Genomic DNA, 24,217 nt, shown 5'->3' on the forward strand with positions numbered 1-24,217 from the left:
TAAACTCATTTACTAAAAACCTCATATTACGAATTGAAATAATATGAGGTTTTATAATTTTAATAAAAATGCTTTAATTATACTTTAAAATAAACGTCTTCAAAAGGAATTCTAAATCTTGGGCCATAAATACCTTTATCATCTCTAATACCGCATCCTATAACCATATTTACTTCAGCACCTCGAGGTAAGTTAAGTATCTTTTTTACACGTAGCGTGTCACTGCCTTCCATTGGGCAAGTATCATATCCTATAGCAGCCATACTGGTCATAAAATTCTGCGCAGCCAATCCTGCACTTTTATGAGCTACGATACGCATATCGCTTAAACGCGTTTGTCTGTATATAGGTTTAAAAAGACCAACTATTTGAAATATGATGAATTTAATATAACCCAATATGCCCAGAAAGTCAGTATATATGGTAGGTATTAATTTCTTATAATAATCCGTTGCCATTTTTTTGCGTTTTAAATCGCGTTCGCTAAGACCATCTTTATTATATACCTTATTTAAAAAATCAATATTGGCCTTCGCTCGCTTACGCCATAAATCCTTCCTGGTAACAACTATTACTAATTGTTGAGCTGTTTTTGCAGCACTTTGATTAAAGCATGCTTCTGCCAATTTTTTTAAGGTTTCTTTATTGGTGATATGATAAAATTCCCAAAGCTGAAGATTACTACTAGTGGGCGCTAAAGTCGCGTTAACGAGGCAATGTTTTACTTTTTCTGGGTCAATAGCTTCGTCCTTGTATACTCGTGTTGATCTTCTATATGCTATAGCTTCAGTAACAGTTTTTTCCATGAATTTCAATTATTTTATTATCAATTTATGTATAGTATTGCCTATCCAATTACCACATCCCAAAATTAGAGGATATCCTATGAATAACCATAGGTAGTCTAATATGCTTAGTTGGCGAAAGGCTGAACTGCCTTCATGGTTGAGAAGGGCAATAAAATCATACCAAGACTTAATGCCTAATTTTAAAATTATGCCATTTGCCAGAATCGCAATAATAAGAATGGCAATACCAATAATATAAAGTCGTATCATTTAATTCTAATTCCAATCTAAGTTACTTCTTTCTTGCCAATATTGCTGTGGTGACACCTTAAATGATTCTAATTTTGAAGTTTCAATTTCATCTAAATCAAAGTTTAAAGCCTTTATGTTTTGTTTTAATTGTTCTGTATTTGAAGCACCACTTAATATCAAAGTTGGTTCGAGATTGTCCATAATAAAGCGTAATGCAATAGCATCACTTGAAACCTTGTATTTTACTGCAAGTGTTTCTAGATAATCATAAGTGGCCAGATGATTTTTGAAACGATTATTTCTGAAAACCCGACCATTAGCCAATGCTTCTTTAATGATAACGGTTTTATCTTCTTTTAATAATTGTTTTAAAATCTTATAACAAGATTGTTCAAAAATATTGAATGTTACTTGGTAACTATCAAAAAGTGGTTTCCCATTGACATTGACATTCTTGGCATTAGTGATGATTTTAGCTTGTTCTGTTCCACTAGAAGTAATTCCAATTTTTAATTGATGTTTTTGTTTTAGTTCATCTAATCGAGATAGTACATCCCTGTTTTCTAAAACACCGCTTTCTAGTGTTGCCGAATGGATCTGATAGATTTTAAGATTTGGTAGAAGGGCTTTCGATGTTTCCCATTGCTCGTTAAGTTTCGTTAAAGAATGTTCTTTAATTTCATGTTTCCCTTCAAATCCAATTTTCCAATTAGCAACATATGTATAACCGAATTTAGTTGAAATAGTAACATCTTTATGACGTCTTAAATTATTCCATTCTTGTAAAAATTGTTCACCAAGTCCATAGGATGGAGCCACATCAAAATCTCTAATACCTAATGTGTAACTGTCATCTAATACCTTAAATGCATTAGCTTTAAATGCTTCAATGGATTTATCGATATCCTTAATAGCTCTAATATTAATATAGTCTGGTCTGCCAAGGGCCGCTAATCCTAATCCTATTTTTGTCTTACTCATTTAGCGTTAGTGAGAATAGTTGATATTACAAGTTTTACAAGTATAGGTGTCTGATTGAATAATAATTCCATCAATATTGCTTTCTACTACTTTGTTGATAAAGTTATTATAGGTTTCATCTCGCTTTTCGTTTTTACTTCCTTTAGTAAATTCATAAAATTCACCATCCCATTCTTGTTTTCCCCAACAATTTGGACATATCCCTTCAGGAGAATTACCTGTTGGTTCATCATTTAATTTTTTATCAAAGTAACTTTTAATTGATTCTAAAATATTCATTTTTCTGCTGTAATTATAAAGTCTTTATTGACTTGGTTAGTAAATTGATTTAGTAGGAGTTCTAATTTTGGGTTTATAAAGCGTTCACAAAATGGTTTGTCATAGTTTTTTTGATAGTAATTTAGAATCGCTTTTCGTGAGGCTTTGAATTCTGAAAATGGGTATACCTTTGTTACAAGTTTGCCATTGTATTGATTTTGAAATTTATTTAAAGTATTGTATACTTCCTTATACTGCGTGTCACTAAATGTATATACTGCTGAACGATATTTGTCTCGCATAGAGTGATTTGAGGAACTATTGTGAGTATTCAAATGAATTTCAACTAGTGTTTCTTGTGAAATAATTTCTCTGTTAAAATGTACAATAACTGCTTCAGAAAAGGTGCTGTTTTCATTTATAGAAGATACATAACCTTGTTCAACCTTGTTGACACCTTTCAATGACTGAAAAACGGCTTCGGTGCACCAGTGACATCCTCCTCCGAAAGCTATTTTAATTTGTCCAACCATTTTGTAAGTTCCTCTTCAGATGGATTTCGTAATTTCTTATCACCAATTGTTATAGTTGGAAAATTAAGATTTCTATTTTGATACAGACTTCTTAATTCTTCGGCAAATTCATCATTGTCTTCAACATCAAGAAATGAGTATTCAAGTTCTTTTTGATTTAAAAACGTTTTATAATATTGAGTTTTATGGCACCTTTCGGTGCCATACAGATTAATATGTGAGATCATTTATTTAATTGTCTTTAAAAATTCTATTGCAGCATCTGGGTTTAAATGAAAATCGCTATAAACGATATTATCATACTTATCAATAAACAAAAACCAAGGAGTTCCTCCAGTTTGATAGTTGTTCATGATATTTGAACGTGATTTACCATCAACACCTCCATCATGTCCAAATGGAATTTCTAAATCATATTGTTTTTGGGTTTCTACCATCTTTGCAAACGTGTTGGACTGATGACCTTCAAAAACCGTCTGAATGGCTATAAATACAATCTTGTTATTGTCTTTTAAAGCATTTACCATCTTTTTTAAATCTGGTAAGCCCTTACTGTGACAACCAGGACACCAACTCTGAAAACAATACACAATTTTAAATTTTCCTGTAAAATCAGATAATTTTATTGGTGTTGTTTTTTTTCCATTAGCATCAATCCATTGATAGACATCGAATTCAGGTGCTTTGAATATTTGATTTTCTGTTTGGCTTGACATTGTAGTGTCCCTTTCTTATTTAAATTTTTGAATTAATATCTAGGGCAATTCAATTAATTAATTGCCTAGAGTGTTTTAGTAAATACAGAGTGATTAAGCACTTTTAAGCTTATCTGCATGTAGTTTACGAAGTTTCATAAGCTTTGGTGTAATTACAAAACTACAATAGCCTTGAGCTTGATTATTTATATAATAATCTTGGTGCTCCTTTTCAGCTTCATAAAACGTTACGGCTTCCGAAACCTCAGTAACTATAGGGTTTTCGTAATACTTATTCAATTCTTTAATCACGACTTCAGCAATTTCCTTTTGTGTTTTATCATGATAATAAATGACCGAACGATATTGCGTACCACGATCTGCACCTTGTCTATTTAAAGTTGTTGGATCATGAGTTGTCATAAAAATGACAATAATATCTTCGTAAGATATCACGTTAGCATCAAAAGTGACTTGTACCACTTCTGCATGACCTGTTAAACCAGAACAAATTTCTCGATACGTTGGTTTTCCTGGCACATTACCGCCAGAATAACCTGAAACTACCTTCTCTACACCTTTTACTTCTTGAAATACAGCTTCTGTACACCAAAAGCAACCACCACCAACTGTGGCAATTTGTAAATTTTTATTGTCCATTATACCGTCTCCTTATCTAAAGTCATAGATTCTGAATTAATACAATAGCGCAATCCACTTGGTTCTGGTCCATCAGGAAAAATATGACCTAAATGCGCATCGCAAGTATTACACATTACCTCTACACGTATCATTCCATAGGACGAATCTTTTTCGTACTTAATGGCATTCTCTTTAATTGGTTGAGTAAAGCTTGGCCAACCAGTACCAGAACTAAACTTTATTGTAGAATCAAATAAAGGTGTGTCACAACATACACAGTTGTATTTGCCCTCATCATAGATACTACAAAGTGCTCCGCTATGTGCACGCTCCGTACCTTTTTGTCTTGTAATTCTGAATTGTTCTGGAGTTAATTGAGCTCTCCATTCAGCTTCTGTTTTTTCAACACGTCTGTCTGGTGCTGGGTTTCCGTTAACGGAAAAGTTGATTACATCTTTCCAAGTTAGCATACTTTTTAGTCCTTTCTTTTCTAGTTAATAATATGCTTTTAATAAGACTTAAATATAGTCGAAGAATAATCAAAAACCTTACAAAATTGTGTTAATGATCTGTAAGATAGTCTAGAAAACAAAGATTCTTTAAATTAATAAAATTAGGGTAATTTAGAAATAAGTGTATATTAGTAAAACAAATAAGATTCAATTGTGATGAAAGTTTTAACAAACCTACTTAAAGCTACATTCTTTTTTATTGGGACATTTATTATGGCCCAAGACACGACAGAACAACGTACTGTTTTATTTAATACGATAGATGCAGATGGTAATGAAGTGATAACGAATCGCGAAATGCGCTCATTCTATAGGGGTAAGCTTAATAGTTTTGGAGAACCTATTGATGCTAAACGTTTATTTTATGCTTTTGATGCGAATAGAAATAGCATTATTACCTTAAATGAATATGTAAAAGGACCAGATTTTAAATTGGCTACCAATTATAGAGACCGCTGGCAGTATCCTGAGCGTTACCAAGAAAATCCAAACACTGAAGACAATTTAAGTGAAAGTGAAAAGGCAATTTCCAAATTCACTAGAATAGATACCGATAAAGATGGTAGGATTACACTTGATGAAATGGTAGCATTTAACCAAGGTAAAATTGATAATATTACTGGTGAGCTTATAAATGGCAAGTTGATTTTCTATGCTTTGGATGCTAATGAAAATGATGAGATAAATATGGAGGAGATTATGGCGAAACCAGATATGAAACTTGGTTATGAAAAACTAAAATCTAATAGAGAACAGCTAAGTATCGCAGTTAGTGATGAGGAAAAAACTTTAACAGATGAAGAATATGTTAACCAACGAATTACCTTGTTTTTTGAGTTAGACCAAGATAAAAATTACAAGATTAGCTTAGGAGAATTACAGAATTATTACGATGGTAAAAAAGATAAATTGGGTAAACCAATAAATGCAAAATTGAGATTTTATGGTTTAGACACAAATGAAGATGACTCTTTAGAGCTAGAAGAATTTACCAAAAAAATCGATTTTGTTTACGCTACTTTTAGATTAAAAGAAGTTGAAAAGCAATAAGGTTTAGATTCTTATTCAGTTGATTTCTGGGTAGATGTCACACAATCAGTTTTCCATTCGTCACCATATTTTTTATAAATCGCAGTCCAGGCAAAATGTGTACTACTGTTATACATTTCTCCATTTTCGTTAGTATAGGTTACTTCCACAATTTTATCTACAATAGTGTATGCAAGGCTTCCGTCATCTGAAAATCTTATTATAGGTTCTGAAACATCATCCCACTTCACAAAATCAACCGAAGAGAAGTAATTATGGTATCTTTTAATATTTTCCTCCTTTTTTGGCATTGTTATTTTACCTCTATTAACAGAGATAAAGTTATTTGAAAGCTGATTGGCAAAAGCAATAGAATCTTTCTTAAAGTGATTAGCTCTTTGCTGATTATGTAATTTTAATATTTCCTGTTTTTCTTTTTCTAGGTCAAAACTTTTGTTTTGGTTACAGGAAACAAACAGAATAGTAATTAAAATAATATAAATGTTAGTTCTCATAATATTGTCGTTTAACATCAGTCATATTTTGATAAATAGATTAAATCCATTAAGAACTAAATTAATAAAATAGGGACAGATACTTCTATTTGATAATCTTATCCTACCAATAATTAAAAAAGAGTTCAACTATATTACCCAGTACAAAACTTGTCAAAGCTCCAATTAATGAAATTTTTCCAAGATTAAAGGTGTCGGTAAAAGCCAACCATATAGAAATTATTGCACATGTACTAAACAAGATCATTGCATAAACTGGTAATGGGCTAGAAAAAAGTCCAAATAAATTAAAAATAGCGTCTAATAAAACAGTAAATGCGAATAAGGCTAAGGTGAAATTGACCTTTGCATGTTTTCTAAAAAGGTAATAACCTGCTAGTAAAAGCTCAATACAGATTGCCAAAGGGCCATATTGACTATAATATTCCTTTTTAAAATAACCAAAAAGGTTGTCCGGAAATTCAATGGCCAAATAGAATATTATACCTAGAATCATAGCTAGGATAATAAAAAATAGGGCGATAATCTTATTAAGTTTCATCTGGTTTTCAATTGTTATATTCTGGCTACTATTCTAATTCTTTTGTAATCGGCAATCCATTTTCCATTTTTTAAGCACTGCGCTTTTATCTCTTCCTGAACCTCATTCTTAATTTCTTCTATGTGGTTGTCATTAACTCCAATAAAAAAGCTTTGTGCAAACATGGAAATCCAGTCTATTATACCAGAGTTTTCATCTGCGAGTTCTGTAGGGCGATCATATTGTTCAGCAAAAAGGACTCTAAAACCAGCTGATTCTAATTGAGTAGTGTATTCACCAATTGAAGGGAAATACCATAATTGTAATTGAGATTGTTCTAAATACCCTCTGCTGCAAAGAGATTTTTTTAGTTGGTTTACAATTGTTTGTACATTGCCTTTACCACCAAACTCAAGAACAATTTTTCCGTTGGGCTTTAAATTATCAGACATACATTTTATAGCACCTTCAACATTGTTAACCCAATGGAGAGTGGCGTTTGAAAAAATAGCATCAAATTTCTTCTCAAATTTGAAATTGCTTGCATCTCTAACATAAAACTCAATATTTGGAAATTTGGATTTGGCATCTGCAATCATTTCAGACGATTTGTCAATTCCGATGACTTCTTTTGCAAGTTCGTTTATTTTATAGGTCAATTGACCTGAACCACATCCTAAATCTAAAATCCGTTCATAGTCTTTTGGATCTAGTAGTTTAATAAGCTCCTCACCATAGTTGTAAACAAATGCATGTTTGTTGTTATAGAGGCTGGGTTGCCATTTTATTTTTGTGTCGTTCATATTCCTAATGATGACTAAAACTTCTTTATTGAATCTTTGAATAAAGGTAGCAAAAACTCTTACTACTATAGTAATGAATTTATATTTGAAATTTAATTAAAATATGGCAACCTCAACCGACCATTGTCACCATAATTATTGCTTTGTTATTCTTTACTTTTCATATCAATAAGCTTAAATTTATAGGACTTTGTTCATTACAATAAAATTGAAAATTTGTTTACCAATTTGAAATTCGTGATCTCCAACCTCTTTAAAATCGTTTTTTTTATAAAAATTAATGGCTCTTTCATTGCTTTTTAATACCGAAAGCCAAATATTTTCAAAATTTGATTCCTTGGCTTTGTCAAATAATAAGTTTTGTAGATGAAACCCTACTTTTTTTGATAAAAAATCCTTCAGAACATATATTTTTTGTAGTTGACAAATAGAATTTAATTGAATAAATTCTGATTTTGAATTTAATTTGAGTTTAGCATATCCAACTGGCAAACCATCCTCAAAAGCAATAAAAAATACATTGTTGGTTTTCTTAAAACCACTTTTGATTTTGTCAACTGAAAATGTTTTAGTTAAATATTGGTTCAAATCAGTTTTATCTATAAAGAGATGCCCAAACGTTTCTCTAAATGTTATTCTTCCTAATTTGGCAATATGATCGGCATCCTTATGATTTGCAATTCTAACCTCTATCATTGTAATATGTTTTTATTCTCCTTAAGTGGTAAATATGTAATAGTACTGCTATGGAACACCCAATAATTATTGGATAGGCATTAATTAATATCCCATATAAAATGTAAATGAAGTTGGCAATAGCAGATATGAGTCTCAGTTTATATTCTCCTTTAACAGACATAGAATATAAGTTTACAGCTAATGCCGAGTATCCAATAAGGTCTATAGATAAAATATTCATTTAATACTATACTTTTTACAGTACAAATGTAATTTTAATATATTTGAGGTGCAATAACTGTTAGATTTGACAGGTTAAAAACATATTATGATTTTAGATGAAAAACATAAAGCATACCAAATAGAAGATAAGATTTATCATTGTGGAACAAGTATTACTATGCATTATATTGGTGGGAAATGGAAATGTATAGTTTTATGGTATCTTAGAAATGGTAAAATGCGATTTTCTGAACTTAAAAAACTAATTCCAGATATTACCGAGAAAATGTTAAGCTTACAATTAAAATCCCTACAGAAAGATGGTTTGGTAAATAGAAAAGTTTACGGTATCAAACCTCCATTACGTACAGAATACTCTTTATCAAAATTTGGAGAAACTATAATACCTGTGGTTGAGATTATTACGAATTGGGGAATAAAAATTGGTGAAACTAAAGGTGATTTAATTGATGTGGATTAAGTTAAAAATGGTTAGTCCATAGTGAACGGAGTACTAGGGAATTTTCATGTGTTAATAATTTTTTGTTGCTCTATACTCTCCTAATACTGCTTTTCCTGCTTTTTCTTCAAACTTTTTATTAAAGGAAAATATATCCCAAAACCAGACACGTTGTGCTAATTTCAATTCTAATTTTCGTTCGGTGACTGTATCATTTTTTATCTCATCAAATCTATATAAATAGCGGTCTGGTAATGTCACAGGTAGTTGACCTATGGTTAATATTGAAATAGTTAATGGTTGTCCGCATACAAAGTTTTGTTGCAAAGGATATAGTTTTATTTTTAAATCCGCTTGTGAGCTATCAGATATTATCTCAAACAGGTCTGAAGACATCATTATTTTGTGTTCCTTTTTTAAGCTGTCTTTTACAATATATGCAGTGAGTTTTGGATTGTTGTTTTCGAGTTTACGATATTCCTTAGGATAAATTTTATAGGTGTAACAAGAGGTGCAATCAACAGTTAGTAGTCCTAAGGAAATAAGTTGTTTAATCTTCATAATTATTGGAGCAATTTTGGTTATGATTATTTCACTTTAGTTTTACAATTTAGAATTAGGAATCTTTTTTCCAATAATGTACAAATAGTCTCCAATATCATTTTCATAAGATTTGATAATATGACCAACTTTTCCGCTATCAATATCATTTCTTAATTCTGATAGTCCCTTTTTAACCTCTTTACGATTTGCTAATGATGAAAACGACGATATACCATGTCTTAATTGGGTATTGAAATACAATTCGGGATTATGTTTGCCACAATATAGGAACTGGTCTTCTAAATTGGGTTTTATAAAATATTTTTCAGTAGCTAATGCCTCAAAACCACTTTCTTTCATGGCAGTATCAACATGTTCTAAATTTGGCATTTGAATAATTGAATCAGACATCATTTTTGGAAAGTAGTGATTAAGCCAATACCCTTCCATTTGTTTTGGTGTTGATGTAAAAATCACAATTCTGCCATTGGGTTTTAGCACTCTAATAAGTTCTGAAAATCCCTTCTTTAGATCAGACCAATGATGTATGGTTAAAGAACCGATTATTCCATCAACCGAGTTTGAATTTAGGTCTGTGTTTTCTGCCGTACCTTTTTTCCAATTGATATCAGTGCTTTTTTGTTGTGCCTTTTCTAGCATTAATTCAGAAGGGTCTATACCTATAAACTTAAATCCGTTTTTTTGAAGCGCAATGGTGTAATTTCCTGTACCACAACCAATGTCTAAATATGTTCCCTTATTGTTTGGTTGTAAGTGATGAATTAATTGTTCAGTGAGGTGTTTATCTGCTTTACGCGTTAGATTGTAATCACTTCCTATTGTATCATATTTAACTACCATTTGTTTAGTTTATTGGTTGTCGTTACCCAGAATCATTTCCATTTCTATTTGTTCAAGACTATTTTTTAATCCTATTTTATTAAAAAAATCATTTACAGCACTAGACCTTTTGTCAACATTAATAATTGAAAGTTTGTTACCAAATCTTTCTTTCAATTTTACAATTAAGGTAGAGGCTATTCTCTTGTTTCTATAACCTTTTTGTACTGCAATTTGTTGTATTCTATTATTGTTTGGGTTGTAAATAACATAACCAACCAACTGATTTTTAACATAAGCACCTAAAGAAGCATTAGTTGATATTATTTCGTTCACAACAGGTATAGAATTTTGCCACGTTGGAGAAACGTCCCAAAAAGATTCCATAAGTTGCCAGTTATAGTTTTTTAATTCTTTGATTTCTACGTTTGCATTTGTGTTAGATATCTCAATTTTACCCTTGTAGCACGCTAAATGTCTCTTTGTTTTAAAACCAGATTTCTCATAGGATTTTATTGCTTGTATATTTTTATCAATAACCTCAAGTATTATTCTGTCTATTCCATTTACTATTAAAAGCGGTATAATGTATTGATACATCTGCTTGGTTAATCCTGCACCTCTTTTTTCATGGACTACTCCTGTTCCTCCGTTATAGACCATTTTTTGATTATCTATAATATCAAATCCATGTAAAATAAAAGCAACTAAATTTCCCTTTTCAAAAACACCAACAGATAAACTTAAATCTGTTTTATCGGCTACCATTTTTGATTTCAGTTGTTCTTCGGTAAAATTTAAAGGAATAAAATAGTCAGAAAAAGCTTCATTAAAAACCTGAGTGATTTCTTTTGTACTTATACCTTTTAAAGTTTTGAATTCCATCTTGGTCTTATCACTTTCAATTATATAATACCTAAGCTATTTTTTTACATTGGTAAAGTCTCGTAACTCAATGGCTAATCTAATGCACAAACAAATATTTGTTTATCCGAATTGTCATTAAATTGTTCTTCCTCAAAACTGCCAAACTTGTGTATAATGTTAAAACCACATCTTTCTATGTAAGAATTTAATTCTTGAGGGAAAAACATTCTCATATCTAATTTCTGAATAGAATCAAACGCACCATTAATAAAATAATGCCAATCTATACGATTAACCTGAGTTTTACTCTCATAGTGCATTTTCTCCTTTATTACTATTTCTCTACCATCATTAGTTATATAAGACGAAATCTCTTTTAATTCTTTTCCTCCTTCGGCAATAAATTGAATATTGGGATTAAAACAATCTAGTATAAATAACCCGTCTTCTTTGAGGTGTTGCTTAACCGCATTGAAAGCCTTAAACAAATCTTCGTTTTTATATAAATGATGTATTGAATTAAAAGGAATAAAAATTAAGTCAAATTTCTCTGGTAAGTCTAAAGTTCTCATGTCGGCTTGAATAAAAGGAATTTCCAACCCTTCTTCTAAAGCTTTAGCACTTGCTTGCGTTAGCATTGAAGCCGTAAAATCTACACCAGTAATCTTATAACCTTTCTTCCTAATTGGTAGTGTAAGTCTGCCAGTGCCGCAGCAGAGTTCAAGTATCTTGGCATCCTTATCTTTTGGTAACCAACGTTTGTAAAACTGCAAATCGTCTAGGTTGGTGTTCATTCCATCATAGATATTCGCATCATAAATTAATTTGCCGACTCTATACTTACTGTTCATTTTTGATCTTAATACAATTAAAATATGGCTATACATTTTTATAACCGTTGCCTACCGTGATATTAATATGATTTTACAGGTCTTTTCCACAAATATTATCTAACGGTTTAGTCAATCGTCTAAAGCATTTGCACTAAGATAGCAAATAGGAGAGAACCCATTGTTTAGAGCGACTGAAATTCCGATAGAAATTTACGAGCAATGAACTATGCACGTTACTGTGCTTTCGTTATTTCTTTTACTATTTTTTGAGCCCAAAACTTCATTAATATATTTATAAGTAACCAAATTGGCTCGATTCTATAAGGTGATAAATATCATAGTAATCCTACCGCATATCATCTACCTTTAAATGTTTTATTTCACTGATTTAAATAATAAATTAAATAATTAAGAACTTATGAAAAAACGAGTTATAATTATGGGAGCAGCAGGTCGCGATTTTCACAATTTCAACACCTTTTATCGTGATAACGAAGCCTATAATGTTTTAGCTTTTACCGCAGCTCAAATACCTGATATTTCAGACAGAAAGTATCCGGCAGCCTTAGCAGGAAAACTATATCCTGATGGAATACCAATTTATGAGGAAAAAGATCTTGTTAAATTAATTGAAAAATTACAAATTGATGATGTTGCTTTTTCTTATTCTGATGTTTCTTATGAATTCATTATGCATAAAAGCGCAATCGTTAATGCTGCTGGTGCTAATTTTGTATTATTAGGCACAAAGGACACCTCAATTAAAAGTTATAAGCCTCTAATAAGTGTTTGTGCAACAAGAACAGGATGCGGAAAGAGCCAGACCTCTAGACGATTAATAGAAATATTGATGGAGCACGACCTTAAGGTCGTTGCTATAAGACATCCGATGCCTTACGGCGATCTTGAAAAACAAAAAGTACAACGTTTTGCAACTTTAGAAGACCTTAAAAAACATGACTGTACAATTGAGGAAATGGAGGAATATGAACCTCATGTTGTAAGAGGAAATGTTATATATGCAGGTGTTGATTATGAGGCAATATTGCGTGCTGCTGAAAATGATCCTAATGGTTGTGATGTTGTTGTTTGGGATGGTGGAAACAATGATTTCCCATTTTATCAATCAGATTTTCATATCACCATAACTGACCCACATCGTGCTGGCCATGGTATGACATATTATCCTGGTGAAGTAAATTTAAGAATGTCGGATGCGGTAATTATCAATAAAATAGATACAGCAAAACCAAAGGGCATTACTAAGGTTCGAAAAATCTTGTCTGAGGTAGTTCCTAATGCAATAGTTATTGATGCTGCCTCTCCAGTAAGGGTAGAAGATCCTGAAGTGATTAAAAACAAAAAGGTATTGGTTGTTGAAGATGGGCCAACTTTAACCCACGGCGGAATGAAGATTGGAGCGGGAAGTGTTGCAGCTCTGAAATATGGTGTTGCAGAAATTATAGACCCTCGCCCTTATCTCGTTGGTAAATTAAAGGAAACCTTTGAAATATATCCTGAAATTGGGACCATTTTACCAGCGATGGGATATGGAGAAGAACAACTTAGGGATCTAGAATTAACTATAAATGCTTGTGACTGTGATGCGGTAGTTATTGGTACACCTATAGATCTAAGTCGTATTATCAATATCAATAAGCCTAGCACAAGAGTTTTTTATGACCTACAATCCATTGGAGAGCCGAGTCTTGAGAGTGTTATAGAGGAATTTTTGATTAAAAAAGGAATGAATAAAGAATTGGGTGAATTAGTATAAAAGAAGAGATTAATTGATAAAGAAACAGCACCAATTTGGTGCTGTTTCTTATTTGAAGATATTTTCTAACACAATGTGTTATATGCGTTGTTGTAATTCCTAAATTCTTTAAACATCTGTATCAAAAATGAGATAAGCAATAAATAACAAGAAATAAATAGTCAGATAGAAAAGGTAGAAGTTTCTGAACTTTTTATATTTGAGATTTTCAGGGTAGATATTTCCGAAAAGGCCTTTGATTTCTTTCCAAAAAAGAGGTTTAATGTTTATTAACCAACTATCAGTTTGATAAACGATTTTGCGGAATTTACTTCTGTAATAACTTAATGGTAATCCCCATACCACAAAAAGCAAAAGCCAAATATTTTTAGTGATAAAATCCATTGTCATTTACTTTTTTGGTAACCGTGGAAAAAATGAACTTGTTTTTTGAATGTAATCTCTGTATTGCGGTTTTGTCTTTTTTAAAGTTTTTTCAAGTAAGCTTACTCCTGATATTTTTATAATCAACATAGTCATTACAATAGAGCCTATTATTTGCCAGTAACTTCCTGCTGCAATGCTAAAAATTCCATATGCCCACCACACTGCAGAGTCACCAAAATAATTAGGATGCCTAGTATATTTCCAAAACCCTGTATTTAAGACCTTTCCTTTATTATTAGGATTGCTTTTAAAACGCGCTAACTGAAAATCGCCACCAGCTTCAAAAGTAAATCCAATGAGCCATACTAATATTCCAGAATAATCCAGTACAGTAAGTGTTCCATTACTTGTGCTTAAATTAATGCCCAAAAGCGGTAAAGAAATAATCATAATCAAGGCTCCCTGTAATAAAAAAGTTTGGAAAAAACTTATCCACCAATAATTTTTAGGGCCATAATTTTTTCTGAATTCCTTATATCTAAAATCCTCACCTTTCCCTATGTTTCTATATGCTAGATAGATCGCAAGCCTAAGTCCCCAAATACTAACTAAAATTAGAATCAAAAGTTTTCTTGGGTTTAGTTCTCCAGACATAAATACATAGAACGCATTAACAACTACAAACCCAAAACCCCAAAAAATATCAACAATACTTACATTTTTTATAAAAATACTCCATATCCATAACAGCGTTACAAGAATTAAAATGATTAATGCAGCTTGAGAAAATAGAGTTAGCATTGGTTAGTTTTAGTCATAATATAATACAAAGGTCTCGGCTATGATTTTGTTGCGTTGAAATCAGATTATTTAAAGTTAACTAATTTTTGCAATAGGCGAGTAGTAGCAATGACATAAGCGTAGCGAACTAGCGTTAGCGATTATACACGTTGTTAGCCATTCGTTATTTTACAGGTTTTGATAGTTCGATAATTCGATCGATGGTATTTTTAATGAGTTTTAATTCGTTGTCTTCATTTTCCTCCCATCCTAGAATGTTGTTCAAGTCGATTTCTCTTCGAACGAAAACATTCTCGTACTGAATCGTAGATAGATAGTCTTTTTCAGAACGATCATCTGACATTCCATTGACCCATGATATATGCTCTGCGATTTCCGGATACAGAAAATTCTGAAGCACATAAAGTGCTTGATCTTCTTCCTCCTTATAATCCGCCAGTACGTCCTCCCATGAGACGAGCAGGACTCTTAACTCAGGGTTAGAGATCAGCTCGAAGGAGGAAGTGTTCACCAATGAACGAATCACACCTTGGGTTGGATTGAATGTAGACCATTGTCCCCAACTTCCCATTCCTGCAGAGTATGTGTCCAAGTTTATCGTCTCAGGGTCTATAGGGAATTGAGAAATAGCGAATTGCGTGCTCGCCAATGCACGCTCATGTCTAACAATGACACCTTCGAATTGAGCTTTATTCTTAACGAACTCTTTGTTGAGCGCTTCTAGCAGGAGTTCTTCTTTTTGAGTAGCTATACGTTGTTGATTCCAATTGCTCACCTGTAAGGCGAGTAGGATACCGACCATAACCAAGATTATCTCACCAATGGCATATTTTAAATATTTTCCAGTTTTGTTTTTTTCCATTAGGTCGTAGCGTATTTTTCTAAAAAACTTAATCATAAATCTAATTTAAGCATTTAGTTCGACCGCAAGCGGGTATCTCGCCTAAATGTCTACCAGACATTTAATTTACTATGTAAATCTTGGCGCGATAATATCATTGGTTAGTAGTTGGTTAAAATAGAGCACAATGTTGTTGTGTGGAGTTTTTGTAGATATTTATTTCAATACCTATTCTTTAAATCCGTTTTTTGTAATGATATCTGAATACCAACTATAGGAAATTTCTCCTCGTTCGAAGTATTTCTGTACTTCTTCAATACTACCCTTTTCACCATAATCTATCGTAGACTCTAGTTTACCCTTTTGATCATAGTACTTCCATTTCCCAATCTTAATTCTCCAATCTTTATAGTTACCTTCAGCTTTAAGAATTCCGTTTTCGTAATATTTTTTTATTGGTCCTTCAACAAGATTATTGTTGTAGTATCCAACTTCTTTGTAGTTGCCGTTTTTATAGTAATTAATCCATTTTCCTTGCCCTATTCCATCTACATATTCTTGCCATGACGAATAATTCCCATTGGGATATTTTGCAAATAATACACCTGTATAAGGATTGTCATCTCCTTTTGCGTAATACCTGTAAATTCCACTGGTTCTTTTACCTGTTGCATTTGACATTGAAACTTCTCGTTTAGTCACAGTTTGTGACATCGCTATTGTGTTTTGAGCATACCCACTTATTGTTAAAAAGAAAAGCAATAAAAAGGTAAATGTTTTAGCAAAAAGATTAGAAATTGAAATCATAACAATGTTTTTATATTCTAGTAACATTCACTAATGCTGTTGCTAGAAGTTATTTACTTAATATACACTTAAAATATGTTTTTGGATGAGCAGAGAGTTATGTTAGGTAAAATTCTAAAAATTACACACAAGGGTTTTGTGAATGATTTCGTTGCGTGTTTCAGCAACTAATTTAGCAAACAAAAATGAACGCGAGAAAATTCCGAAGGGATTTTCCAAATAAGCACTTGCCAAAGCAATGAATTATAAACGTTGTTGCCCAAAGTTATTTGAATATTTTCTATAGATAACAGTAATAGGCAGAAAGGAATACTTACCTTATCAAAAAGGAAACCAATCAATGATTACTGAGATAGAAGTAAACAAACCAGAGCCTATTGCAATTAACGAAAAACGAAAAATATATAATCAAGGAACTGAGGTTGAACTTACTATAAAGGCGCTAAAGAAAGGTGAATCGATAATAATCAATGATTTTTATAATGATGGAATATCTCTTCTTCAGGATTTACATAAATATCTGAAACTTAAATTACCTAATAAATCTTTTAAGGAGCAGCAAAAGTATCGCTCAGAATATCATAAACTTTCAAATTTAATTTTATTAGAAATTGTCAATCAAAAACTAAGTGTAAAGAAATCACCTAGCATTGGTTGGTTAGAAAAGTTTTATCCAGATAATAATCATTTTTGTCTCACCTTTCCTCAAGTACAGGGATTGAATAGCTCTTGGCAATGGTATCAAAATGGGATTTCTCTACCAGTACTTCGCAACAAAATAAGTCCTTATTACGGAGTATATTTCCCAACGCGTTTTGAACATTTATTACTTTTTGATAATTGGTTGAAGCGTTATACAGGATCAAAAAAAACAGCAATAGAAATTGGAATTGGTTGTGGAGTATTGACAATGCAATTGATACAACATAATTTCCAAAAAGTCTATGCAACTGATATAAATCCGAATGCAATTGTTGGATTGATTGAGTTTATGGGTTCAACTAAGTTATCCAGGAAGATTGAATTGGACTTTGGGCATCTCTTTGGTAAATGGGAAAAACCGACTGAATTGATTGTGTTTAATCCTCCTTGGCTACCTGAAGATCATGATCTTAATAGTATTGATGAAGCTATTTATTACAATAAGACCTTGTTTACGGATTTTTTTATTGCGGCAAAAAAAAGACTTTTGCCTGAGGGTAAACTTGTATTAATCTTCTCAAATTTGGCTCAAATAACTAATGTTACAACATTACATCCAATAGAAACAGAATTAGTTGAAGGCAATAGGTTTCAATTGGAAAGATGCATTAAAAAAAAGGTGAAAGCTGCTTCTATTAAAACTAAACGAGATCAGCATTGGCGTTCTTCAGAAGAAGTAGAGCTTTGGGTACTAGTGAACATTTGAGTTTTCATGTTACCTAAATAGTTATTAAATGTTGAGTAACGGTCTTGTGTATGGTTTAGCTTCGCTGATTATTTTTACTAGTTCTTTTTTGTATCCGATATTTTTTTAAAATGTCGAACAAAAATCTCCTAGTTTTAATAGTTGTCTTCGCCAGTTCGACGCTTTCAGCATCTCGTGTGTTGCGTGTTTCAGCAACTAATTTAGTAAACAAAAACGAACGCGAGAAAATTCCGAAGGAATTTTCTAAATAAGCAACGACCAAAGCAATTAATTATACACGGTGTTAGCCATCTGGCATTTTCACATTTTCTTATATATTCCGTTTGGAATCAATCTCAACAATTTGGCAATAATCCACCATCTTTTAGTTACGTACCCAACCCCTTTTTTCCGTTTTATAATTCCGAAAATCTGTCGAGAAGCTTTTTCCTTTGTTGCTACCCAAAATTGTCCTTCCCCTTTAGCCATATCCGTATCAACAAATCCTGGTCGAATGTCGGTTACATAAATCGGCTTTTTTGTTTTAGTTGCCTTTTGTCTTAATCCTTCTAAATAATTGATTTGATATGCTTTTGAAGCATTGTAAGCTGGTGCAATTCTGCCACCTCGAATTCCTGCAATCGAGCTAATTGCAACTAAATGTCCGTTTTCTTGTTTTTTAAAGTAATTAAAAGTCCAATCGACAATTTCAGTAAATGCATTGACATTTAACAAGTTTGTTTTATGCTCGGTTTCAAAATCCAAATCTTCATTTAAATCTCCAGTCCCTGAACTCAAAATCAAAAGGTCAAGTCCACCAATTTGGTCAGTCAATTCAGATAGTTTTTTAGAATTATTTTCGGATGTACAGTCAAAAGAACTTATGACATAATTATTAGGATGGCTATTTTTTAATTTTAGTAATTCAGTTTTCCGCCTACCTGTAATTCCAACTATATATCCATTTTGGACAAGAATTTTAGCAAGTTCATTTCCAATTCCAGATGTTGCACCAATTATTATTGCTTTGTTCATTCAGTCTTGCTTGTGATGAGAACACATTTACTTTAAGGACGAGAGTGCGAAAGCCCGTAGTAATTAAAGTTCGCCTTTGGCGAATGTGTTCTCATCGTGTTCGTGTATGGCTCGTGCCGTTTTCAGGTTTGAGTGAGTTACACAAAATTTATATAATTTAAAGATATATAAATTTTAGTGTATTCAGAGGCATGAGTTATACGCGTTGTTGGCACTATGTAACGTTACAATAGTCCTCTTCGCAGAACGTCTTCGAACTTTCCTTGAAGTAATTCTATTAATGTTTTATCCATAAAATCATATTCATCAGGGATGTAAAGGCAAACAATCTTTTTAGTTTCATAGAGTTCAGGATATTTTTTTCTTATTGTGTTTCTGTGATGCTTTTCCATAACCACAATTGAATCAGCCCAATCGAGTAAACTCTCATTGATTTCAATTTTCGCCGAAGGATCTGTACCAGCAGATTGAATTTCGAAACGGTCATCATCTTTATAGATTTCGTGGGCTGTTGCACTTCGCATTCTATTTATGGTACAAACAAATAGTATTTTCTTTTTCATTCAATTTAAATGCGCTCAGTTTTAGCGTCAAGATTGGGAATAGTTATTATTCCCACTATGTTTTTATTTGTTTTTAAGGCGTTCAATTTTTTCTTTAAAATAATCCGCTTTGTTGAGCTCATAGGCCATTTGCGCAAATTTTAAAGCCTTTTTGTTGTCATTATTCTTTTCGTAATAATCTGCCATAGAATCATAGGCATTAGCGCTTTTAGGATAAAATTCTGTGGCAAATTCAAAGTACATTTTAGCACGTTCTGCATTCTCCATATCCATACTCATATAGCCTGACATATTTAGCAATTCTTCCGGATAGGGTGGTACAACATAGCCAAAGTGTTTTTCTAGTTTTTCTGCTCTATATCTTATGATCTTAGTCAGCTCTTCATTAGTGGTTTCAAAAGAATTTATTTTATCTGTATTCTCCATTTGAAACCATTGAAAGGTTGAAATGAAACCATCCCTTACTGATGGAAATTGAATAGTGCCATGCAAATCGTTAGGATAGAACTTCCAATGCAAACTCAACCCATTATCTTGGTTTAGCTCAATTGACTTTCTAAAGGCAATATTAGATCGGGCAAATAAGGTAGCATCAGAGTTGTCGTCCATAACATTATTAATAGTTATGTCTGGGTTTTGCCAATGCAACTGACCATTTAAGGACATAAACAATGACTTACCTTCAAAACTATTGGTAGAAAGAATGTCTTTGGCCTCATTAAGTAATTTCTGATTATCCCAATCTATACTTGGATCTATGGCTATATAGTTAGCAAATAACTCTGGATTATAGAGTAGGGTATAAACCGTAAACAAACCACCATAAGAATGCCCAACCAAGGTTCTGTAATTGGTTACAGGATACGTATTTTCTATATACGGAATAAGTTCACTAGCAATAAACTTAGCAAAATTAGCAGCTTCTCCATTCTCAATACTATAGGGCATGCCATAACTCTCCGTTATTTTGGTAGTTGTGAGATCGCGCGTTCTATTATTAAGGTTTGAAATACCAACTAAAATCATCTCTGGTGTGAAACCTCCACTATAATACCCTAGAAAATTATGAACCGTTGGAAGTAGAAATTCACCATCTAAAATATATGCAACCGGATATTTTATAGTGCTGTTAGCATCGTAATCATCTGGATATTGTACATAAAATATACGCTGTTCATTTAAACTCTCAGAATATATACTATCCTGTTGCGCAGGATTTTGTAGAAATTTTTCGTTCTGTGCTTTTACTAAAGGCTGTAATAGAATAAGTGTTATTACTAATGTAAAGCCTCTTAAATAGTTGTTCATAGTGTCGTTAATTCTTTAACCCTTTTGCTGTACGATCTTCTTTTGCTGGAGGCGGTGTAGCGACCTTTGGATTGGTCTTAACTAATTTCATCACTTCATCAACTACTTTTTCCATTTGTGGATCGCGTCCTTGCATTATTAAATTAGGATCGTCTAGAACAATAAAATCTGGCTTAACACCAACACCTTCATCAAACCATTTTCCACTATTGTAATATAGTCGTGCACCAGGTACTGTAATACCACCACCATCAATGAGGCTATGTCCTGTGGCTGGTCCGACAAGTATTCCTAAGGTACGTTCACCAACAATTGGTCCTGCATCTAGTTCTCTAAAAGCCCACGGAAGACCATCACCTCCAGAACCTGCCCAACCATTTATTAGCATTCCCATTGGACCAGTATTGGTTTTAACCGGGAAGGTATGTGATTTTCCATGACGCCAGTATAAATTATAAATCACTGGCCGTGTCATAAGTTCTAAAAAACGATCGGCAAGTTGTCCGCCACCATTAAAACGTTCATCAATGATAAAACCTTCCTTATCTAATTGGCCATAGTACATCTTTACCAGATCGAGTTGACCACGACCACTGGTGTTTGTCATATAAACATAACCTAGTTTACCACCTGATAGTTTTTCTACCATTAGTCTATTATGTTCAATCCAATCCAAGTATCTCAGATTATTTTCCTGACCAGCAGACAAACATGTAATGATTACTTCCTTTGCATCTTTGGCATTACCTGTTTTACTAACTTTTAAAGCTACAGTCTTACCATTAAGACCCTCGAATACTGCAAATGGTTCTTTGTCTAATGACAGTGTCATACCATTTACGGAATGTATATAATCGCCTTTTGAAACATTAACTCCTGGTCTGTCAAAAGGTGATCTGTTTTCTGCATCCCATGGCGCAGGTTTAACGATACGTTTAATTTTGTAACCTTTAGAGTCCATGTCCCAATCAATACCAAGATATCCTGTACTGACATTGTTAACACGTTCATTGTCTCCACCAAAAGTGTAGGTATGCCCAGCACTTAATTCTGCAGCGAGATTAGATTGTAAAAATGTTATATCCCAACGCGAGCGTGCATCTTCGATTAAGTCACCATATTGTTTTCGCAGTTTGTCCCAATCTACTTGTTGCATGTCTTTATCATAAAAGAAATCCCTATGTCTTCTCCAAGTATCATTAAAAATCTGACGCCATTCTTCTTTTGGGTTGAGTTCCATAACTAAACCGCTTGTTGGTATTGCATCCTTAATTTTTTGACCTTTTTCAGGTTTTATAATGCCAAATTTTGGTCCACTACGCACTAATAGCGCTTTACCATCAGCAATTTTTACAACACCATTAATTTTGCCCATTATAGACTCTTCTTTTCGCTCCTTTAAATCATAATACATAAGTTCTGGATCTCCACCAGTAGAACCAGAATTTGGAAAACGACGATATACCACCTTGCCATCAAATGCCATAAGGTTATTTAAATTGCCTGGTTTTACTGGAAGAATTACCAAGCGACTTTCTAATTCTCCCCAATCAATTTTAATTGATTTTTCCTTACTGTCTTTTTTAGATTCTCCGTTTTTATCTTCTTCTTTTTTATCCTCGTTCTTTTCTTCAGCTTTAAGTTCATCATTTTTAGCCTTTAATAAATAGGCACTGTCGTTACTCAGGTTTATAGCAGCCAATTGTGTTGTATTAGGGTAAATCCAAGTTCCATCTTGCATATCACTGTAGAGTGCATTAAAATTTCTACTTGTTAAAAAGAAAAGGTATATACCATCTGAACTGAAAACCGGACTGCTATCACTATAAAATCCACTGGTAACTTGCTGTTTTTTATTGTTTTCAAGGTCATAAATAAATATAGCTTCATTACCGTTATCCATACCAATAGAATAGGTGATGAATTTAGAATCGTGCGACCAATTTATAGGGAAACTAAAACGACCACCATGTCCATAATTCCATCTGTAGTTATCAGCAACCTTAACTTTACCCGATTCTACTTCAATAATACTAATGTCATTTGTCTCATCAATGAAAGCAATTTTTTTACTATCAGGCGACCAGTTTAGTGAATAGCCAAACCCCTTATTTCGTGATGTTAATTTTTTTGCAGGTTTATCTTCTCGCATCGGTTGAACATAAATTTCATATTCACCCGATTTATCACTCCAGTAGGCAACATAATCACCATTAGGAGACCATGAAGGACTTTGATCAAAAGCGCCAGAGTTTGTTGTAATATTTTCAACAAAACCTTCTTTAGCCGGAACATTAAATAGTTCACCACGAGCTTCAAAAACTATTCGTTTTCCACCAGGAGCTGCAGTCATATTGCTAATCTGCTTTTCGACACTAACACGCCTAGCCATTTCTAAACTGAGATCACTCAACACTAAGACATTGACTTCTCTGGTTTGCTCAGTTGCCAGATCCATAAGGTGCAATGTACCGCCTACTTCAAAAACTAATTCTGATGGTCCAGCAGATAAATAAGTGATATCAAAATCTTTAAAATTAGTAACCCTTTTTATAGCCTCAGTGGTAACATCATAACTCCAGATATTAAGGCGCATATCATCCGCACGATCTGAAAGAAAATAGATCTTGTTGTTGGCCCAGGCTGGTTTGCCGTCGTTCGCCATATTATTGGTGATATTCTTGGCTGAATTTTTTTCAAGATCAAATAAATAAATATCTGATGTTAAACCTCCTCTGTATCTCTTAAATGGATATGTTTCGGTAATTTTTGTGATATAAGCTAAGTGCTTACCGTCATTGGAGTATGTTGCAATTTCTCCATAAGGGATTGCCAATTTTTCTGGCATTCCGCCCGATTTAGGGATAAGATACAATTGGTTTATTCTACCAGAAGGTATGCCTGTCTCCCGTCTTGAGGCAAAAAGTATGGTTTTGCCAGAAGGATGCCAATCTACCATACGATCTGAATGTGAACCATAGGTAAGTCGCAGTGGTACACCACCTGTAGTATTCATTACATATACATCTTGATTTCCTCTATAACTTGCAGTAAATGCAATTTCTTTACCATCAGGTGAGAACTTAGGGTAAGATTCTTCACCAGGAGAGTTGGTTAATTGTAATGCAGTTCCGCCAGATTTATTTACAACCCATATATCACCTCCATAAACAAAGGTGATTTGTGTTTCTGAAACATCTACATAACGCATTAATTTTGCGTTGATTTGGGCGGATAAAATTAGACTGGTAAGCGCAAGAAAACTTGCTAAAATGGTTTTCATTTTGATTGATTTAAAAGATTGATTTATGATAAGAGTAATGTATTTAATTAGTGAATTTTGAATGAAATAATTACTTAA

At 32.8% G+C, this 24,217-nt stretch carries 29 protein-coding genes; 4 read left to right on the top strand and 25 right to left on the bottom strand.

Translation table 11 applies throughout. The annotated features are described in order from the left end of the window. Positions 1 to 77: 77 nt before the first annotated feature. The 9 genes from ACFWV9_RS02640 to msrB all read right to left on the bottom strand — a co-directional run bounded on the left by ACFWV9_RS02640 (position 78) and on the right by msrB (position 4,619). Positions 78 to 806 carry a nitroreductase family protein gene (locus ACFWV9_RS02640; protein WP_411893682.1) on the bottom strand — a complete coding sequence of 243 codons (729 nt, stop codon included), beginning with the start codon at positions 804 to 806 and terminating at the stop codon, positions 78 to 80. A gap of 9 nt (positions 807 to 815) precedes the next feature. Continuing rightward, on the bottom strand, positions 816 to 1,058 hold the full coding sequence (locus ACFWV9_RS02645) for a hypothetical protein (RefSeq protein ID WP_411893683.1): 243 nt from the start codon (positions 1,056 to 1,058) through the stop codon (positions 816 to 818). Positions 1,059 to 1,064: 6 nt separating this feature from the next. Then, entirely contained in the window at positions 1,065 to 2,021 is a 957-nt protein-coding gene (locus ACFWV9_RS02650) for an aldo/keto reductase (RefSeq protein ID WP_411893684.1), read from the bottom strand. Positions 2,022 to 2,027: 6 nt separating this feature from the next. Further along, positions 2,028 to 2,300, bottom strand: a complete 273-nt coding sequence (locus ACFWV9_RS02655; protein ID WP_411893685.1) for a hypothetical protein — start codon at positions 2,298 to 2,300, stop codon at positions 2,028 to 2,030. Next, positions 2,297 to 2,812: a peptide-methionine (S)-S-oxide reductase gene (locus tag ACFWV9_RS02660; protein ID WP_411893686.1), complete on the bottom strand. Its 516-nt coding sequence runs from the start codon at positions 2,810 to 2,812 to the stop codon at positions 2,297 to 2,299. Before ACFWV9_RS02660 ends, ACFWV9_RS02655 begins: the two co-directional genes overlap by 4 nt. Then, positions 2,791 to 3,039, bottom strand: coding sequence for a glutaredoxin family protein (locus ACFWV9_RS02665; RefSeq protein ID WP_411893687.1), 249 nt, complete (start codon positions 3,037 to 3,039; stop codon positions 2,791 to 2,793). The genes ACFWV9_RS02660 and ACFWV9_RS02665 overlap by 22 nt, the downstream gene beginning before the upstream one ends. After that, positions 3,040 to 3,528, bottom strand: coding sequence for a peroxiredoxin family protein (locus ACFWV9_RS02670; protein WP_411893688.1), 489 nt, complete (start codon positions 3,526 to 3,528; stop codon positions 3,040 to 3,042). Between the two features lie 93 nt (positions 3,529 to 3,621). After that, a complete protein-coding gene (gene msrA, locus ACFWV9_RS02675) occupies positions 3,622 to 4,167 on the bottom strand; it encodes a peptide-methionine (S)-S-oxide reductase MsrA (protein ID WP_411893689.1) in 546 nt (181 codons plus the stop codon). After that, positions 4,167 to 4,619, bottom strand: coding sequence for a peptide-methionine (R)-S-oxide reductase MsrB (msrB, locus tag ACFWV9_RS02680; RefSeq protein WP_411893690.1), 453 nt, complete (start codon positions 4,617 to 4,619; stop codon positions 4,167 to 4,169). Before msrB ends, msrA begins: the two co-directional genes overlap by 1 nt. Before the next feature lie 198 nt (positions 4,620 to 4,817). Between msrB and ACFWV9_RS02685 the strand changes: the two genes are divergently transcribed. Further along, the gene (locus ACFWV9_RS02685) at positions 4,818 to 5,711 is read left to right on the top strand and encodes a hypothetical protein (RefSeq protein ID WP_411893691.1); all 894 of its coding nucleotides are present in this window, start codon (positions 4,818 to 4,820) and stop codon (positions 5,709 to 5,711) included. 11 nt (positions 5,712 to 5,722) lie between these two features. Here ACFWV9_RS02685 and ACFWV9_RS02690 read toward each other — a convergent pair whose 3' ends face one another. The 5 genes from ACFWV9_RS02690 to ACFWV9_RS02710 form a co-directional block, all read right to left on the bottom strand. After that, positions 5,723 to 6,205, bottom strand: coding sequence for a nuclear transport factor 2 family protein (locus ACFWV9_RS02690; protein WP_411893692.1), 483 nt, complete (start codon positions 6,203 to 6,205; stop codon positions 5,723 to 5,725). Positions 6,206 to 6,308: 103 nt separating this feature from the next. Then, positions 6,309 to 6,746, bottom strand: a complete 438-nt coding sequence (locus tag ACFWV9_RS02695) for a hypothetical protein (protein ID WP_411893693.1) — start codon at positions 6,744 to 6,746, stop codon at positions 6,309 to 6,311. A 14-nt stretch (positions 6,747 to 6,760) separates the two neighbouring features. Beyond that, positions 6,761 to 7,528, bottom strand: a complete 768-nt coding sequence (locus ACFWV9_RS02700; RefSeq protein ID WP_411893694.1) for a class I SAM-dependent methyltransferase — start codon at positions 7,526 to 7,528, stop codon at positions 6,761 to 6,763. A 180-nt stretch (positions 7,529 to 7,708) separates the two neighbouring features. Continuing rightward, a complete protein-coding gene (locus tag ACFWV9_RS02705) occupies positions 7,709 to 8,224 on the bottom strand; it encodes an N-acetyltransferase family protein (protein ID WP_411893695.1) in 516 nt (171 codons plus the stop codon). Beyond that, positions 8,211 to 8,447 (bottom strand): hypothetical protein, encoded by a 237-nt coding sequence (locus tag ACFWV9_RS02710; protein WP_411893696.1) that lies wholly within the window; start codon positions 8,445 to 8,447, stop codon positions 8,211 to 8,213. Before ACFWV9_RS02710 ends, ACFWV9_RS02705 begins: the two co-directional genes overlap by 14 nt. Before the next feature lie 87 nt (positions 8,448 to 8,534). Between ACFWV9_RS02710 and ACFWV9_RS02715 the strand changes: the two genes are divergently transcribed. Then, a complete protein-coding gene (locus tag ACFWV9_RS02715) occupies positions 8,535 to 8,909 on the top strand; it encodes a winged helix-turn-helix transcriptional regulator (protein WP_411893697.1) in 375 nt (124 codons plus the stop codon). 51 nt (positions 8,910 to 8,960) lie between these two features. Here the strand turns inward: ACFWV9_RS02715 and ACFWV9_RS02720 are convergent, their stop codons facing one another. The 4 genes from ACFWV9_RS02720 to ACFWV9_RS02735 form a co-directional block, all read right to left on the bottom strand. Then, positions 8,961 to 9,449 (bottom strand): hypothetical protein, encoded by a 489-nt coding sequence (locus tag ACFWV9_RS02720; RefSeq protein WP_411893698.1) that lies wholly within the window; start codon positions 9,447 to 9,449, stop codon positions 8,961 to 8,963. Positions 9,450 to 9,491: 42 nt separating this feature from the next. Continuing rightward, the gene (locus ACFWV9_RS02725; protein WP_411893699.1) at positions 9,492 to 10,292 is read right to left on the bottom strand and encodes a class I SAM-dependent methyltransferase; all 801 of its coding nucleotides are present in this window, start codon (positions 10,290 to 10,292) and stop codon (positions 9,492 to 9,494) included. A 9-nt stretch (positions 10,293 to 10,301) separates the two neighbouring features. After that, positions 10,302 to 11,156, bottom strand: a complete 855-nt coding sequence (locus ACFWV9_RS02730; protein WP_411893700.1) for a GNAT family N-acetyltransferase — start codon at positions 11,154 to 11,156, stop codon at positions 10,302 to 10,304. A gap of 74 nt (positions 11,157 to 11,230) precedes the next feature. Next, on the bottom strand, positions 11,231 to 11,989 hold the full coding sequence (locus tag ACFWV9_RS02735) for a class I SAM-dependent methyltransferase (protein ID WP_411893701.1): 759 nt from the start codon (positions 11,987 to 11,989) through the stop codon (positions 11,231 to 11,233). Positions 11,990 to 12,389: 400 nt separating this feature from the next. Between ACFWV9_RS02735 and ACFWV9_RS02740 the strand changes: the two genes are divergently transcribed. Beyond that, positions 12,390 to 13,748 (top strand): cyclic 2,3-diphosphoglycerate synthase, encoded by a 1,359-nt coding sequence (locus ACFWV9_RS02740; protein WP_411893702.1) that lies wholly within the window; start codon positions 12,390 to 12,392, stop codon positions 13,746 to 13,748. A 390-nt stretch (positions 13,749 to 14,138) separates the two neighbouring features. On the opposite strand, the gene ACFWV9_RS02745 is transcribed toward ACFWV9_RS02740, so the two are convergent. From ACFWV9_RS02745 to ACFWV9_RS02755, 3 genes are all read right to left on the bottom strand, one after another. After that, positions 14,139 to 14,915 (bottom strand): DUF1295 domain-containing protein, encoded by a 777-nt coding sequence (locus ACFWV9_RS02745; RefSeq protein ID WP_411893703.1) that lies wholly within the window; start codon positions 14,913 to 14,915, stop codon positions 14,139 to 14,141. A gap of 163 nt (positions 14,916 to 15,078) precedes the next feature. After that, complete coding sequence (locus ACFWV9_RS02750) at positions 15,079 to 15,813, bottom strand: hypothetical protein (protein WP_411893704.1); 735 nt, start codon at positions 15,811 to 15,813, stop codon at positions 15,079 to 15,081. Between the two features lie 171 nt (positions 15,814 to 15,984). Next, complete coding sequence (locus ACFWV9_RS02755) at positions 15,985 to 16,563, bottom strand: toxin-antitoxin system YwqK family antitoxin (protein WP_411893705.1); 579 nt, start codon at positions 16,561 to 16,563, stop codon at positions 15,985 to 15,987. Between the two features lie 340 nt (positions 16,564 to 16,903). Here ACFWV9_RS02755 and ACFWV9_RS02760 point away from each other — a divergent pair, with 340 nt between their 5' ends. Continuing rightward, positions 16,904 to 17,971: a methyltransferase gene (locus ACFWV9_RS02760; RefSeq protein ID WP_411893706.1), complete on the top strand. Its 1,068-nt coding sequence runs from the start codon at positions 16,904 to 16,906 to the stop codon at positions 17,969 to 17,971. Between the two features lie 300 nt (positions 17,972 to 18,271). On the opposite strand, the gene ACFWV9_RS02765 is transcribed toward ACFWV9_RS02760, so the two are convergent. From ACFWV9_RS02765 to ACFWV9_RS02780, 4 genes are all read right to left on the bottom strand, one after another. Continuing rightward, positions 18,272 to 18,985, bottom strand: coding sequence for an SDR family NAD(P)-dependent oxidoreductase (locus ACFWV9_RS02765; RefSeq protein WP_411893707.1), 714 nt, complete (start codon positions 18,983 to 18,985; stop codon positions 18,272 to 18,274). Positions 18,986 to 19,209: 224 nt separating this feature from the next. Further along, positions 19,210 to 19,548 (bottom strand): low molecular weight protein tyrosine phosphatase family protein, encoded by a 339-nt coding sequence (locus ACFWV9_RS02770; protein ID WP_411893708.1) that lies wholly within the window; start codon positions 19,546 to 19,548, stop codon positions 19,210 to 19,212. Positions 19,549 to 19,611: 63 nt separating this feature from the next. Continuing rightward, positions 19,612 to 20,856, bottom strand: a complete 1,245-nt coding sequence (locus ACFWV9_RS02775) for an alpha/beta hydrolase-fold protein (RefSeq protein WP_411893709.1) — start codon at positions 20,854 to 20,856, stop codon at positions 19,612 to 19,614. Positions 20,857 to 20,863: 7 nt separating this feature from the next. Continuing rightward, on the bottom strand, positions 20,864 to 24,139 hold the full coding sequence (locus ACFWV9_RS02780; RefSeq protein ID WP_411893710.1) for a PDZ domain-containing protein: 3,276 nt from the start codon (positions 24,137 to 24,139) through the stop codon (positions 20,864 to 20,866). Between the last annotated feature and the right edge of the window lie 78 nt (positions 24,140 to 24,217).

Origin of the sequence: Winogradskyella sp. A2, assembly GCF_046762865.1 — a bacterium.
Lineage (GTDB): Bacteria > Bacteroidota > Bacteroidia > Flavobacteriales > Flavobacteriaceae > Winogradskyella.